Annotated in this window: 10 protein-coding genes; 4 read left to right on the forward strand and 6 right to left on the reverse strand. The window is 59.4% G+C overall.

Features of this window, described 5'->3' with window-relative positions:
- Nucleotides 1–22: 22 nt before the first annotated feature.
- Complete coding sequence (locus V5N12_RS08760; protein WP_332898780.1) at nt 23–745, forward strand: DUF1028 domain-containing protein; 723 nt, start codon at nt 23–25, stop codon at nt 743–745.
- On the opposite strand, the gene V5N12_RS08765 is transcribed toward V5N12_RS08760, so the two are convergent.
- The 4 genes from V5N12_RS08765 to V5N12_RS08780 are packed head-to-tail and all read right to left on the reverse strand — an operon-like array spanning nt 742 to nt 6,364.
- Nucleotides 742–2,823 carry an ABC transporter ATP-binding protein gene (locus V5N12_RS08765; RefSeq protein WP_332898781.1) on the reverse strand — a complete coding sequence of 694 codons (2,082 nt, stop codon included), beginning with the start codon at nt 2,821–2,823 and terminating at the stop codon, nt 742–744. The genes V5N12_RS08760 and V5N12_RS08765 overlap by 4 nt on opposite strands.
- Nucleotides 2,824–2,834: 11 nt before the next feature.
- A complete protein-coding gene (locus V5N12_RS08770; protein WP_332898782.1) occupies nt 2,835–3,749 on the reverse strand; it encodes an ABC transporter permease in 915 nt (304 codons plus the stop codon).
- Complete coding sequence (locus tag V5N12_RS08775) at nt 3,750–4,709, reverse strand: ABC transporter permease (protein WP_332898783.1); 960 nt, start codon at nt 4,707–4,709, stop codon at nt 3,750–3,752. It abuts the gene before it with no gap.
- 14 nt (nt 4,710–4,723) lie between these two features.
- A complete protein-coding gene (locus V5N12_RS08780) occupies nt 4,724–6,364 on the reverse strand; it encodes an ABC transporter substrate-binding protein (RefSeq protein ID WP_332898784.1) in 1,641 nt (546 codons plus the stop codon).
- Between the two features lie 672 nt (nt 6,365–7,036).
- Between V5N12_RS08780 and V5N12_RS08785 the strand changes: the two genes are divergently transcribed.
- The gene (locus tag V5N12_RS08785; RefSeq protein WP_332898785.1) at nt 7,037–8,287 is read left to right on the forward strand and encodes a Zn-dependent hydrolase; all 1,251 of its coding nucleotides are present in this window, start codon (nt 7,037–7,039) and stop codon (nt 8,285–8,287) included.
- Between the two features lie 366 nt (nt 8,288–8,653).
- Nucleotides 8,654–9,469 (forward strand): IclR family transcriptional regulator, encoded by an 816-nt coding sequence (locus tag V5N12_RS08790; protein ID WP_332898786.1) that lies wholly within the window; start codon nt 8,654–8,656, stop codon nt 9,467–9,469.
- 193 nt (nt 9,470–9,662) lie between these two features.
- Here V5N12_RS08790 and arcD read toward each other — a convergent pair whose 3' ends face one another.
- Together arcD and V5N12_RS08800 are read right to left on the reverse strand one after the other, a co-directional pair.
- Nucleotides 9,663–11,165 carry an arginine/ornithine antiporter ArcD gene (arcD, locus tag V5N12_RS08795; RefSeq protein ID WP_332898787.1) on the reverse strand — a complete coding sequence of 501 codons (1,503 nt, stop codon included), beginning with the start codon at nt 11,163–11,165 and terminating at the stop codon, nt 9,663–9,665.
- Nucleotides 11,166–11,299: 134 nt separating this feature from the next.
- Nucleotides 11,300–12,916, reverse strand: coding sequence for a long-chain fatty acid--CoA ligase (locus V5N12_RS08800; RefSeq protein WP_332898788.1), 1,617 nt, complete (start codon nt 12,914–12,916; stop codon nt 11,300–11,302).
- A gap of 169 nt (nt 12,917–13,085) precedes the next feature.
- Between V5N12_RS08800 and V5N12_RS08805 the strand changes: the two genes are divergently transcribed.
- The gene (locus tag V5N12_RS08805; RefSeq protein ID WP_332898789.1) at nt 13,086–14,963 is read left to right on the forward strand and encodes a zinc-binding dehydrogenase; all 1,878 of its coding nucleotides are present in this window, start codon (nt 13,086–13,088) and stop codon (nt 14,961–14,963) included.
- Nucleotides 14,964–14,987 lie beyond the last annotated feature (24 nt).

Here is a 14,987-nt window from a genome sequence, read left to right on the forward strand (position 1 = left end):
GATTCACCCGAGTTATGCGGTCATGAAGGAGAAAACTGGCCGCTGCTGGCAGCGCGGCACCGCCCCCGGGACGTTTTCAATCGCCGCCTACGACCCCGACGCAGACAGCTTTGGCGTGGCCGTCACGACCGGCGCGGTCGCCGTCGGCGCAACCTGCCCGCACGTGAGCGCGAACGGTGCCGTCTTGACCCAGTCGTGGACGAAAACCGCCCACGGCGTTCACGCCCTCGAACTCGTAGACCGCGGGGTGGGCGTCGCAACCGCCTGTAACGCGCTGCTCGACGCAGACGAGTATTCGAGCTACCGCCAACTCCACGGCATCGACCACGACGGCGAGACGTTCGCCTTCACCGGCGCAGACTGCGTCGAGTGGGCTGGTGAAACGGTCGGGGAAAATCACACCGTCGCCGGGAATATGCTTGTCGGCCCGGAAGTCATCGAAGCCGTGAGCGAGACGTTCACCGAAACCGGGGGCGACCTCGCAGACCGCTTGCTCGCCGCGCTGGCTGCGGGTGCTGAAGCCGGTGGCGACAAGCGCGGGAAGGTGAGTGCGGCGTTGCTCGTCCATGCGCCGGAGCCAAAGCTGTATCACAATCTCAGAATCGACAGCGCGGAGACGCCAATCGCAGACCTCCGTGCCCTCTACGAGGAGACGAAACAGACCGTCCGCGACATTCCGAAGGAAGCAGAAGAGATGCTCGGGGGCGTCCCCGACGAAATCGTGGATTTCGGTGTGAAGTACTAGTTGCCGAGTGTCGTCTCGCTCATCTCGGCGACCGAGAGGTGACAGGACAGTTCGTGACCCGTCCCGTCTTCTTTGACCTCCAGTTCGGGAACCTCGGTCTCACACTGCTCGCCAATTTTCTTCGGGCACCGCGTCTGGAACGGACAGCCAGACGGCGGGTTAATCGGACTCGGCACGCTCCCCTCTAAGAGGATGCGTTCGGTCTCTCGCTCGGGGTCTGCGTGAGGCACGGCAGACAGCAAGCTTTCGGTGTACGGGTGGAACGGCGCAGAGAACACCTGTGGAACCGTCCCCTGTTCGACGATGTGCCCGAGGTACATCACGGCGACGCGGTCGCAGATGTGCTGGACGACGCCGATGTTGTGCGAGATGAACAAATACGACAGCCCGTAGCTCTCCTGGATGTCTTCGAGCAGGTTCAGAATCTGCGCCTGCACGGAGACGTCGAGCGCGCTCACCGGTTCGTCACAGATGATGAGCTTCGGCTCTGCGGCGAGGGCGTGGGCAATCGCAATCCGCTGTTGTTGCCCGCCCGAGAACTCGTGGGGATACTTGTTCGCAGCCTCTGCAGAGAGGCCGACGCGCTCTAACAACTCGGCGGTTCGCTCGCGCTTTTCGTTGCCTGACGCGATGCCGTGTTTCTCCATCGACCGTCCGATGATTCGCCCGACCGTCTTGCGTGGGTTGAGCGAACTCTGTGGGTCTTGGAAGATTATCTGCATCTCCTTTCTCAGACTGCGAATCTCGCGGCTCGACAGCTCGTGGAGCGGTTGGTCCTCGAAGTACACTTCACCGCCAGTCGGTTCGAGGAGCTTGAGCACGGTCCTGGCGACCGTCGACTTCCCACAGCCGGACTCGCCGACCAGCCCGACGGTCTCGCCGGGTTGGATGTGGAAGCTCACGTCGTCTACGGCTTTGACGTGCTTTCGCTCGATGGTGGGCAACCCGCCATCGGCCAAGGTAAACGAGAGGCTATCGACCAGCCCGTCACCCGCAGAGAAGTACTTTTTCAGGTTGTTCACTCGCAACACTGCGTCTGCGTCCGCGTCGATGGGTTGTTTGCCGTCACCTGACGCCTGCTGTGGGATGTCTGGTTCACTCAGGTCGAGTTCGTCGCTGCGGATACAGGCCGCCTGTGACCCGCTCGCAAGCGATTCGAGCTCTGGGTCGTCGCCGGTTCGACACGCCGGTTCTGCGTACTCACAGCGGTCTGCGAAGTTACAACCCGACGGCAAGTCGAGGAGGTCTGGCATCGACCCCGGCAGCGTTGGCAGCACGTCGTACTCCAATTCGGGGTCGGGAATCGAGTTGATGAGCCCACGCGTGTAGGGGTGGCGCGGCCGGCGGAACAGCTCGTGCATCTCCGCTTTTTCCACGAGATTCCCGGCGTACATCACGCCGACGTGGTCGCACGTCTGGGCGACGACACCGAGGTTGTGGGTAATCATCAGAATACCCATCCCTTTCTCTTCCTGCAAATCGTTCAACAGGCCGAGAATCTTCGCCTGCGTCGTCACGTCGAGCGCGGTGGTTGGCTCGTCTGCGATAATCAGGTCTGGCTGGCAGGAGAGGCCAATCGCAATCAACACGCGCTGGCGCATCCCACCGGAGAACTCGTGGGGGTAGTCGTCGATGCGAGAGGCCGCATCGGGAATGCCGACTTCTTCCATCGAGCGGATGGCCTGCTCGCGGGCTTCTTTTTCGCCTTTGTCCTGGTGTTCGGTGATGGTCTCCACAATCTGCGAGCCAACGGTCAACACGGGGTTGAGCGCAGTCATCGGGTCTTGTGGAATCATGGCGATTTTGTTCCCGCGCATCGCTCGCATCTCTTTTGGTGAGAGGTTGCGGAGGTCTGTGCCCTGGAACAGAATCTTTCCGCCGACGATTTCACCCGGCTTGTCGATGAGTCGCATGATGGAGCGTGCGGTGACGCTTTTTCCGGCTCCGGACTCACCGACCAAGCCCATCGTGTCGCCGGATTCGAGCGTAAAGGAAACGTCGTTGCTGGCGACGACGGGGCCGTCTTCCGTGCGGAACTGCGTGCGGAGGTTTTCGACTTCTAAGAGTGGCGTAGTCATGGCGTTCTGGTTCATTCGACGGTGTCCACCTTGGGGTCAAGCACGTCGCGCAGGCCGTCACCGAGCATGTTGAAGCCGATGACGGTGATGGCGATGGCCATTCCCGGGAAGATAATCATCCACGGTGCGGTCTGTATGAAGTCACGGCCGGTGTCAATCATCAGCCCCCACGACGGGTTTGGCGGCTGGGTGCCAAGCCCGAGGAACGAGAGACTCGCTTCTTGGAGCATGGCGAAGGCGATGTTAATTGACCCTTGGACGAGCAGGGGAGCGAGACAGTTTGGCAACACCTCGCGGAAGATGATGAACGAATCACTCTCTCCGCGAGCGGTCGCCGCATCGACGAACGACTCGTTACGTACCGAGAGCGCGGCACTCCGGGCCACGCGGGCGATGTACGGCGTGTACACGAACCCAAGCGCCAAGATGACGTTGTTGAGGTCGGGACCGATGACGACCATCACGGTGAGCGCGAGGAGAATCGGCGGGAAGGACATGAGCGCGTCCATCATCCGCATCAACACTTCGTCTACGAGGCCGCCGTAGTACCCCGAGACGGTTCCGATAATCGTCCCGGCGGTGAGTGCTGCGATAATCGACCCGAAGCCGACTTTCAGCGAGATGCGTGTTCCCATGATAACGCGGCTGAAGATGTCGCGTCCGATGTCGTCGGTTCCGAACGGGTGTTCGAGCGACGGCGGTTGTGCCCGGTCGGGAATGTTCGTTTCTTGGTAGGAATGGGGGATGATAGCGGGGGCAGCGACCGCGGTCAACACGAGCGTGAGCACGATGGTGAGCCCAATCATCGCCTTCTTGTTGCGACGGAATTTCCGGGCGAAGCGCTTTGTCCGGTCAATCTGGGGGGCGTACTGTTCGCTCAGCGACTTCGATTCCTCAGACGAGTTCGTGACTTCAGCGTTCGACATCTATTCGTCACCTCCGTAGCGGATGCGTGGGTCGAAGTAGGCGTACAGCAGGTCTGCCGTGAAGTTCGAAATCATGAAGATGAGCGCAACGACGATGATGCAGCCTTGCAGGAGCGGGATGTCACGGCTCTGGATGGCGGTGAGCGTGAGATTCCCGATGCCCGGCCAGACGAACACCTTTTCGAGGACGACCACGCCACCGAAGGCGTAGCTGAACTGGAATGCGACGACCGTGATGACCGGAATGATGGCGTTGCGAAGCGCGTGGCGCAGGACGATGATTCGTTGGGTCATGCCCTTTGCCTTGGCAAAGCGGATGTACTCTTCGCTCAGCACCTCAATCATACTGGAGCGGGTCATCCGCATCACGTAGGCCGTGAGCGCAAAGCCCATCGAAGTGGCAGGCAACACCAAGTGTTTGAGCGTTCCGATGGGGTCCTCACTCGGCGGGACGTACCCGCCGGTGGGGAACCAGTCGAGCCACACGGCAAACACGAGGATGAACACCAGCCCCCAGAGGAAGATGGGGATGGAGACGCCGACGAAACTGAACGTAGAGGCCGCGAGGTCGGGGCCTTCGTTCTGTTTGACGGCTGCGATGACACCGAGTGGGATGGCGAGCATCACAGCGACGAACGTCGCGGCCACGGCGAGCATCAGCGACCGGGGGAGTTTTTCAGCGATGAGCTGGGCAACCGGGTCGCCAAAGCGAATGGAGGTGCCCATGTTTCCGACCACGACATCCTGAACCCACGAGAGGTACTGGATGTACAGTGGTTGGTTGAGGCCGAGTTGGGTCTGCAGTTGATGCAGACTCTCCTCACCGGCGTTCGGGCCGAGAATCAACAGTGCAACGTCGCCCGGGAGGATATTCGTGATGGCGAACGTGATGAGCGAGACGAGAAACAGTGTCACCACCATGAACCCGACCCGGCGAGCGAGATAGTTGTGCAGGGACATCGTTCAGAGGCAGGTTATTGGTCGAGCCAGTTGTCTTCGAAGCGCAGGGTAGAGCCGTCCGGTGCGCCGATTTTGCCCTGGTAGCTCGAATCTGCGGCGAACAGGTTTGCCTGCCAGAACAAGAACAGGTGACCAGCACGCTCTTCTTGCAGGATTTCTGCGGCACGGTGGTACTTTTCTGCCCGTTTGTCCGTGTCGTAGATTCGGCGGGCGTCTTCGACGAGGGTGTTGTACTCGTCGTTCTCCCAGCCGGTGAAGAAGTACGCACCGTTCGGGTGGAGGAACTTGTAGTACGACACGTCGGGGTACCAGAGTGCGAGATACGAAGACGTGGTCGCCTGGAAGTCCTGTTTGCTGTAGACGTCAGAGAGCCACAGACTCCACGGAATCTTCTGAATCTCTAAGTTGATGCCGATTTCGGAGACGGAGTCCTGGATGATTTTCGCCGCGGTGACCTGTGCTGCATACGGCTCTGGAATCTTGAACGTCGCCGTGTAGCCGTCCGGGTAGGCGGACTGTGAGAGGTGTTCTTTGGCTTTCTCTAAGTCCTTTGGCCGTGGTTCTAAGTCCGTGTTCTCCCACGGGCTGCCCGGTGCAGCGGGGGTCGCGGCTGGCTTGCCCGTTCCGTAGAGGGCGGCCTCTGCGACTTCTGCTTTGTCGATGGCGAAGTCGAGGGCGAGGCGAGCGTGCTTGTCGTCGAACGGTTCGCGGTTGCAGTTGAGGCCCATGTAGACGAGGGCCTTCGGGAAGGTGGTCTCAAAGCGGGTGTTCGACTGGGATTTGACGCTCTGGACGTCTTTTGGTGGCACGTCGTTGATGAAGTCGAGTTCGCCAGCCTGGAACGACTGGAGCCGGACGCTTGCGTCCGACACTTCCTTTTTCACGACCTTGTCGAGGAGTGCTGGTTCGCCCCAGTAGTCCTCGAACTTGGTCATCACGAACTCGCTCTCGATTTCCATGCTCTCAAACTGGAACGGCCCCGTGCCGATTGGTTCTTTAATCTGGTCTTGTTGGGCCTGTGCTTCGGGGACGACGTGCATCTCCGAGGTAGCCATGCGGGCGAGGAACGGCGCAAACGGTTCGGTGAGCGTGATCTCGAACGTGTAGTCGTCCGGCGCTTTCATCGAATCGACGTTCTCGAAGTAGCCGTGGGCAAGGTACTGCTTGCCGTTTGCGACGCGTTCGAGCGAAGCCAGCACGTCGGCCGAGGTCATCTCCTCGCCGTTGTGGAACTTGACGCCTTCTCTGAGTTCGAAAGTGAGCTTCGTGTTGTCTTCTGAGGTTTCCCAGGACTTTGCGAGGTCTGGTTGGAGGTTGTACTCCCAGTCGACCGTCAGCAGGCCTTCGGTGATGTTTTCGAGAACGCGAGCCGATGCGGCGGCGCTCTCAAGGTGTGGGTCGAGGGTCTGGACGGGGACACTGCCGCCCCAGTTGAGCGTGCCACCGGACTGTGGCTCGCCACTGCTGCCGCTGTCGCCGCCATTCCCACCATCGCCGCCATCGCCACCGTCGCCGCCACCCATACAACCAGCGAGCGCAAGCGCACCAGTTGCCGAGGCTGCGGTGATGAATCTCCGACGATTCAAGCGGTTTTCCGGATGAGGAGAGGAATCCTGTTCGTGTTGATTTTCGTTTGCATTGCCATCCCGAGACATACCTTCGGCTATCCAAGTAACTGCACTTAAATCATTCGGTGTGTCAGACAGTTCACTCTTACTTCTTACATGATGTATTTAGAAATATTCTCTGTAGTTGGTGGTGCTTCGGACAGAACGGGACACCACGGAGGCTGGTTGTCGCTCTCTGAATCACGGGCTACAGTTGCCAAACACTTGCAAATTTTTCGAAAAAATGTAGCTATTTCGTAGAAATTCGAATATAGTTAGACAGTCATCTTGCACACCTCTCGCTGTGTGCGCCGAGGCTGTCTCCGTTGTGAACACTCGATTCGTGGTGTGGAACACTGTACCCACTGTCGCGCCCATTTCTGTCAGAACTACTACTATCCCACTACTGCCATTTTTTCTGCCCTTTATATACTGTCGGACGTTTCTACGAGTATTGGGAAAACTCTCGAAAATCGGTGTTTAAGCGACTCTCTGTCGGCTTCTCGAAAAAATGTTCTTCATTGTTGTTTATACTCGAAACGGACTGTCTCGCGTTCCTCGTTTTTCTTCCGGCGGGACAGCTCTATGTGGGCCATTGCTATTCCTCCTTCTGCGGAGTAGCCCTCGCCCGTACGCGAGTCATAGGAATTAGAAACATTCCAGATATTCTCCGGAATAGGAAGAATAAAATACTACTTCTCCACAAAGTGCTGGCCATATATGGACGTATGCACAGAGCGATTGCAGAACGACCTTGAGGCAAACGCCGAATTCGGGGCGGTCGCCGTCGAGCGCGGTCGAAGTCGGACGGTGCTCACCGGCACCGAGGCAGACCGGAAGGCCCGCGACTATTTCATCTCCCAGCTCGAGGCCGCAGACTTAGCTGTTCGCGTCGATGCTGTCGGGAACATCGTCGGCCGATGGTGCCCAGAGAGCGCAGACCCCGAGGCGGCACCGATTGCTGCGGGCAGCCACCTCGACTCGGTTCCTCGCGGGGGCATCTTCGACGGGCCACTCGGCGTCTACGCTGCTCTCGAAGCCGTCCGGGCCATGCAGGATGCAGGTGTCTCCCCGACACGGCCAGTCGAGGTCGTCTCGTTCACCGAGGAGGAGGGCCAGCGCTTTGGCGGTGGCTTGCTCGGCTCTGCGGTCGCCGCCGGCGACTACACCGTCGACGAAACGCTCGCGCTCACCGACGACGACGGCGTTTCGCTCGAAACTGTCCTCTCCGAGATTGGCTATCTCGGTGAGGGCGTCGTCGATGCCAGTGCGTGGGATGCGTGGTTCGAACTCCACATCGAACAGGACACGCGCCTCGAAGCCGAAGCCGTGAGCGCCGGCGTCGTGACGACGATTACCGGTATCACCCGCTGTACCGTCGAGATTCTCGGTGAAGCGAATCACGCGGGAGCGACGCTGATGGGCGACCGAACGGACGCGCTCGCCGCGGCAAGTGAGTTCATCCTCGACATCGAAGCGGCGACCAACGAGTACGTCGAACGCGAGAGCGAAACCGCGGTCGGTACCGTTGGCAAACTCGGCGTCTCGCCGAACGCCCCGAACGTGATTGCCGGCGAGACCACGCTCACCGTAGACGTCAGAGACGTTGCAACCGAGTCGATGGAACACATCGTTGCTGCGGCCAAAGAAAGCCTTGCACGTCTCGAGAACGAACGCGCCGTAGAAACGAGCTTCGACCGTCCGTGGAGCCGCGAACCCGTTCCGATGGCAAACCGGTGTCGCGACGCACTGCACGCCGCTGGTGAGACGGCGGATATTTCGACGCTCGACCTCCATTCCGGGGCGGCTCATGATACGATGAACGTGGCGGCAGTCACGGACGCTGCGCTGTTGTTCGCCCCGTCACAGGACGGCATCTCTCACTCACCGCGCGAGTGGACCGACTGGGAGGACTGTGCAGCCGCAACCCGCGTTCTCGCCGGGGCGATTGCGAACCTCGCCTGTCAGTAGCTGTTTTCACGCTGTTCGTCCGTTCGTCTCCCACTCTCTCGCCTGTCGATTGCTCCTACGCGACAGACGGCAATCCTGAGTTTCTCACCGCCAAACAGGTGTTTGGAGACATAATATTTTTCTTTCCGCACGCGCACGCACGCGGAAAGTATTATTTTTGCGCCGAATGTCGCCGTTTCTGTTGTCGCAAATGAGAACACATCCTCTATCTGCCGTTTACTGGCGTCTCAGTTCACCTCTGGTTTGTTTGTGCTGAACAGACTTCTGACAGCCACTCTGCAATTCGACTTGTGCATGTGGGTTTCTCAATTTCCACCGATTGTTCGAGGGGGAAACGGCTATGTGCCAACGGTTCATGGTTCACACATGGCTGAACTGCCGGGCGACCGCTCTTCTCGAACCTTACAGACGGTGAGCACGTCGGCCGACATCATCACCACGCTCGTCGAACTCGACGGTGCTCGAGTGACCGAACTTGCGAACCACCTCGACCTCTCGAAAAGTGCCGTCTACAACCACCTCACGACGCTTCGCCAGAAGAACCTCGTCGTCAAATCCGGCGATGACTACGAGTTGAGCTACCAGTTCCTCCTCCTCGGAGAGTACGTTCGCAATCGCTCACAGCTATACAGGGTCGCCCGCCCCGAGCTTGACCGCCTCGCAGAGGAGTGTGGCGAGTACGTCCACCTCTCGACCGAACAGCACGGCCTCGGCATCAACCTCTACAAAGTCCACGGCCCGAAGGCAGTCGGGAGCGACTATCAGACTGCAAAGCTTCAGAAACCGGATTACTTACACTACTCTGCGACTGGCAAGGCACTCCTCGCAGAACTCCCACGAGAGCGCGTCGATAGCATCGTAGAGCGTCACGGCCTCGTCTCGCGAACCGCAAACACAATCACCACGCCAGAGGCGCTGCACGAAGACTTAGAACGAATCCGAGAGCGTGGCTATTCGTGTAACGATGAAGAAGAAATCGAGGGGCTGCGAGCCGTCGGGGCACCCATCTGCGACCGCGAAGGAACCGTTCTCGGGTCGCTCAGCGTCTCCGGGCCGACCAGTCGTCTCAAAGGCGACCGCTTCCACGAAACGATTCCGGAACTCGTGATGAGTACGGCGAACGTCATCGAGGTCAACATCAATATGTCAGATCAGAGTTCGAACCTGCCGAATCTGTCGTAGCTTCTTCTCCACGTACTAGTACGTCTTTTCGACTTTCATCGCTCAACTCGCATAATTCGGACTGTAGTTTGTTCTTTCCAAACACATGTTTCTCTTTCCGGAATACTTCTCGCTCAAACGACCTGTTTTCCGCCAGTAGTATGATTGAGCCTCGACAGTTTCGGTTGAGAAATTCGAAACTGAGGAGGAGTGGTCAGTTGTCGCCGAGCGACGAGATTGCGCCTTTGAGACCAGCCTGCGTCTCATCTGTCTTCTTCGTAATCCGCCAGCCGGTCAGCCCCATCGTGATGAGGATGAGCGGGGAGAGGAAGCCGAGGAAGTAGTACGGCGCGTAGCCTTGGAGTCCCATCGAACCGGCGAACGGTGCGACACCGAGAACACCGGTCATGTAGATTGCACCGGCGTTCCACGGGATGAGCGCACTCGTCGTCGTCCCGGCGGCTTCGATGCCACGCGAGAGGTTGCGGCTCTCTAAGTCGAAATCGTCGTAGAGCCCGCGGAGGCTCATCCCTGGCACGACGATACTCATGTACTGCTCTGCGGCGAGGATGTTCATGCCGAGTGCGGAGGCGGCCGTCCCAATCGTAAGCCCCGCAACCGACGTGATGGCCTTGCTCAGGTGGTGGGTCAAGACGGCGATTACCCCAGTGCGTTCTAAGATGCCGCCGAGCGAAAGCGCGGCGACGACAATAGTAATCGTCCACGCCGAATCGCCAACGACGCCGCCGGAAGCGAGTAGTCCGTTTACGAGTTCAGAGCCGGTCTCCGGGGAGGTTCCGTACATCGGCACTTCCCACGCGGCGACGAAGTTCGCAACCGTGAGCGGGCCTTGGAAGAAGAACTGGGTGAACACGCCCGCGAAGATGCCTGCGCCGAGTGCTGGCAAGGCGGGAAAGCCACTCAGTGCGAGGCCGAAAGTGATGAGCAGCGGGAGGAAAACGAGCGGCGAGAGATTGTAGGTTCCCGCAATCGCTGATTGGATGTTGCCAACGCTCTCTGCTGGAATCGCGCCTGCGGCGTTGAGGCCGAGGATGGCGTAGAGGACGAGTGAAATCCCCATCGCAATCGACGTGCCCACGCGCATGGTGCGGACGTGGGTCATGAGGTCGGTGTTGGTGACCGCAGCGGCGAGGTTCGTCGTATCAGAGAGCGGTGAAATTTTGTCGCCCGTGTACGCACCCGTGAGGATGGCACCGGCGGTCATCTGTTCGGGGACGCCAAGCCCGGCTCCGATGCCGATGAATGCAACGCCGAGCGTCCCGGCGGTGGTCCACGACGAGCCAATCGCGAACGCGACGATGGCCGCGAGCAGGGCAGTCGCGGGGAGGAACACCTGTGGGTTCAGGATGTCGAGGCCGTAGTAGATGAGCGCGGGAATCGTGCCCGACCCCGTCCACGTCGCTATTAATAAATATATTATAAAAATGATGAGTATCGCTTGCATCCCCATGCGCAGCCCATCGACGATGCCTTCGTACATGCGGTTCCACGAGATTCCAATCCAGTAGCGTCCGACAAGCCCGGTGAGGACGATGCCCCATAACAGCGGCATATGGGCGTCGAGGCCAAGTCCGATTGCCCCGACGCTCAGGAAGGTGAGCATTCCGAGCACGGGCACGAGCGCTTGTAACAGCGTCGGCCGTTCCTCGACTGGAATGTCGTCGTACGATAGCGGTTCGAATGACAGTGTTGCCATCTCTGGTTCGGCTTATCCCTAAGGTGCATATGAAAGTGTCTATCGTATGCACGAGGGACATTCAATGGCACGGGAGAAATTGATTCTCGTGGGTCGCCGTGTCAATTTTCCGCGCGAAAGAGTGTTCGAGTAGCTTACCGGTCAGGCGTCTGCTCTAAGGTGGTCTGCTGGAACTGTTCTCTGAGTCGTTTCTTATCAAACTTTCCGGTTGCGGTTTTCGGCACTTCGTCGACGAATAAGATGGTGTCGGGGAGCCACCATCGTGGATACGATTCGCTGAGAAATTCTCGTACGTCGTCTGCGGTGAGCGTGCTTTCGGGACGCAGTTTCAGCGTCGCTGCAGGGCGCTCTTGCCACTTCTCGTGGGGGATTGCGAACACGGCGGCTTCCGTGATTTCGTCGTGGCCCATGAGCTGATTTTCGAGTTCGATGCTCGAAATGTACTCACCGCCGCTTTTGATAATGTCTTTGTCCCGGTCTACGAGTTCGATGTAGCCGTGGCCGTCTACGGTGACGATGTCGCCCGTCTTGAGCCAGTCGCCCTCGAAGCTGTCTGCGGTTGCGTCCGGTCGGTTGTAGTATTCGTCTACGACGGTCGGCCCGCGAATCCAGAGTTCGCCAAACGTTTCGCCGTCCCACGAGATCTCCTCGCCTTTGGTGTTCACGACCTTCATGTCGAGACTCGGCGCGAGAATCCCCTGCTTGGCTCGTTTTTCGAACTGGCGTTCTTGTGTCCATTCGCGCATGTAGGACTTCGGCCGCGACACACTGGAGATACTCATCGTTTCAGTCATCCCCCACGCTTGGTCGATGGTGACGCCGTACTTTTCTTCGTAGGTGCGCATGACGCCTTCGGGGACGGCGCTGCCTCCGGCGACGATGCGGTCAAGCGAAGAGATGTTCACGTCGTGGTCCTCGAGATATTCAAGCATGGAAATCCACACTGTTGGGACGCCGCCAGTGAGTGTCACCCCTTCTGCTTCGATGAGATGAGCGAGTTCTTCGACGGTTGGAGCGGGGCCGGGAAACACCTGCTTTGCGCCCGCGACGGTCGCCGCGTAGGGAAGCCCCCACGCGTTGACGTGGTACATCGGGACGGTGTGGAGCACCACGTCGGATTCGTCGATGCACATGCTCGCAGGCGACATGAGCATCATGCCGTGGGCGTACAACATCGACTGGGTGTACTCGACGCCCTTTGGCTTGCCCGTGGTGCCCGAGGTGTAACACATGCCCGCAGGCTGGTCGGGGGCGAGGTCTGCCCACTCGACCGTCGCATCTTCGACCACGATATCGTCGTAGGCCACCGCGGGGAGGGTAGTGTCGGGGACGGAATCGCTCATTACGACGACGTGTTCAACGCAATCGATGTCGTCCCAGACGCGTTCGACCGTTTCGAGTGGGTCGCCGGGGTCTACGAGCAAGACGGAATCTGCGGCGTCGTTTACGATGTACGAGACGTGACTGTCTGGGAGGACGGCGTTGATGGTATGCAGCTGTCCGCCGGAGAGGGGGACGGCGAAGTACGCCTCGTAGTGGCGGTGGTGGTTGTAGCCAATCGTGCCGACGCGCGCACCCTCCGCGACGCCCAGTTCTGCCAGCCCGGCTGCGAGTCCGGTGACACGGTCTGCGAACGCCGCATACGTGTATCGTTGGTCACCATCGGGCGGACACGACACGACTTCCTTCTCCGGAAAGAGCCGTGTCGCCCGGGTGAAATACGACAGAAGCGTCATGTTTGAAGATGGCATTTGGTACTGTCACAGTTGACCCATTGTAACATATAACACGTAGGGGTACAGACAAAACTTGTCTAGTTACAATTTCTGAAAATTCAGCATACACGACAATGGTGATTAACCATTCTATTTGATTTTGCACAAGTTATGTTTATCACTTTGCTCCCGGAAGGTGTGAGCCATGGGAACGATTGAACCGCCAGAACTCGCTTCCGATGACCTTGTTTCAGACCTCATCGAAGCCGGTGACCTGCTCCCAATTGGCGCACCGTTCTATCCTGGCGAAACCGAGATTCCGAAGTATCAGCTTGCATGGGGTATCATTGGCGACGACGACGGCGAACCGATTCACGGCGAACCGCTCGCAGACGAGGCAGAAAAGGAAATCGTCGTGCCGGTCGAAGCGCCCGGCCCGATGGACGCCCTCGTCTATCTGCTCACCTCTGAAGTCAACTTCAACGACTCGTGGGCCATCGCGGGCGACCCCGTTTCGACGTTCAAAGGCCACGACACGCCGTGGCACATCACCGGCTCTGGCGGCCTTGGCTACGTCGTCTCCATCGGCGAAGCAATCGAAGAACAGGGACGCATCGAGGTTGGCGATCTCGTGAACGTCTACGCCGGGCAGTTCGACCCAATCGACCCGAAAGCATCGAAAGACCCGATGTTTTCGAACTACGAGATTCAGGGCTACCAGACGCCGGATGGCTCCCACCAGCAGTTCATGGTCGCCCAAGGCACACAGCTGTTCAAACCACCGCAGAACTTAGATCTCACCGAGGCCGGTTCCTACATTCTCACGATGGGAACCATCTACCGCGCCCTCTTTACCACGCTCGACGTGGAGCCGAACTCGAACCTCTTCGTCGAAGGCGCATCCACGGGGACGGGCCGCGACGCCGTCGTGATGGCCGCGAGTCAGGGTCTCAACGTCACGGGTCTCGTCTCCAGTGACGAACGCGCCGAACGCGCCCACGATGCCGGTGCGTCCGCGACCATCAACCGCAAAGACGCAACGCTCGTAGACGCCATGACCGACGTGCCAAACGACCCCGACGAGTGGGCCGAGTGGGAAGCAGCCGGGGAACCGCTCCTCGACTCGTACCGCGACCAAAACGACGGCGAACTCGCAGACTACGCCGTCTCGCACGCGGGCAAACTCGCCTTCTCGCGGACCTACCAACTGCTCGGAGACGGCGGCCGTCTCACGTTCTACGGCGCGTCGACGGGCCACGAACTCTCCTTTATCGGGAAAGGTGGCAGCGTCGAACCCGAGGAGATGTTCTCGCGCGCCAACCTCCGTCCCGGCCAGTCGGTGCTCGTCTGGTACGGAACGCCAGAAGACGTGACGGGAACCGAAGACGCGGTTGCCGAGGACGCCATAGCATCCGCGCTCGCCAGTCGCGCTCGCGTCGCGGTCATCACCGAAACCGACGAACAGGCAGACTACGTCGAAGACGAGTTCGACGTGACGGGCGTCATCAGCCTCGAAACGCTCGCAGACGAGAACGACTCCTTCGAGTACATGGACTCGTTCCCCGACATCGACGACCCACGCAATCTTGGCGCGTACATGGGCAACATGTTCAAGCCACTCGGCATCGCCCTCGGCGGCATCCTGAAGACGCCGAACAACCCGCGTGGTAATCCCGACGTGGTGTTCGAGCGCGCAGGCCAGAACACGCTCGCCGTCTCGTCGATGCTTTGTTTCCCATTCCAGGGGAAGGTCGTCTTCGCAGAGGAGATGGCAGGGCGGCGCTACTCGTTTTACGCCCCACAGGTCTGGATGCGCCAGCGGCGTATCTACATGCCATCGACCGAAATCTTCGGCACGCACATGAAAAATCCGTGGGAGGTGGCCCAGATGAACGAGGCCATCGAACTCGGTGCCTTCGGCGTTCCAGAAACCCACCTCACCGCGTGGGACGACGCGCCGAAAGCCCACCAAGACATGTGGGACAACACCCACGAGGAAGGCTCCTACGTCATCAACCACGCGCTGCCTGAAGACGGGCTTGCGGACGAAGAAGCGCTCCTCTCCGCCTGGGACGACCAGTAAGCTTCCAGCCTCCCTTTTTCGGTG

Source organism: Haladaptatus sp. CMSO5 (genome assembly GCF_036689885.1).
Taxonomy (GTDB): Archaea; Halobacteriota; Halobacteria; order Halobacteriales; family Halococcaceae; genus QDMS2.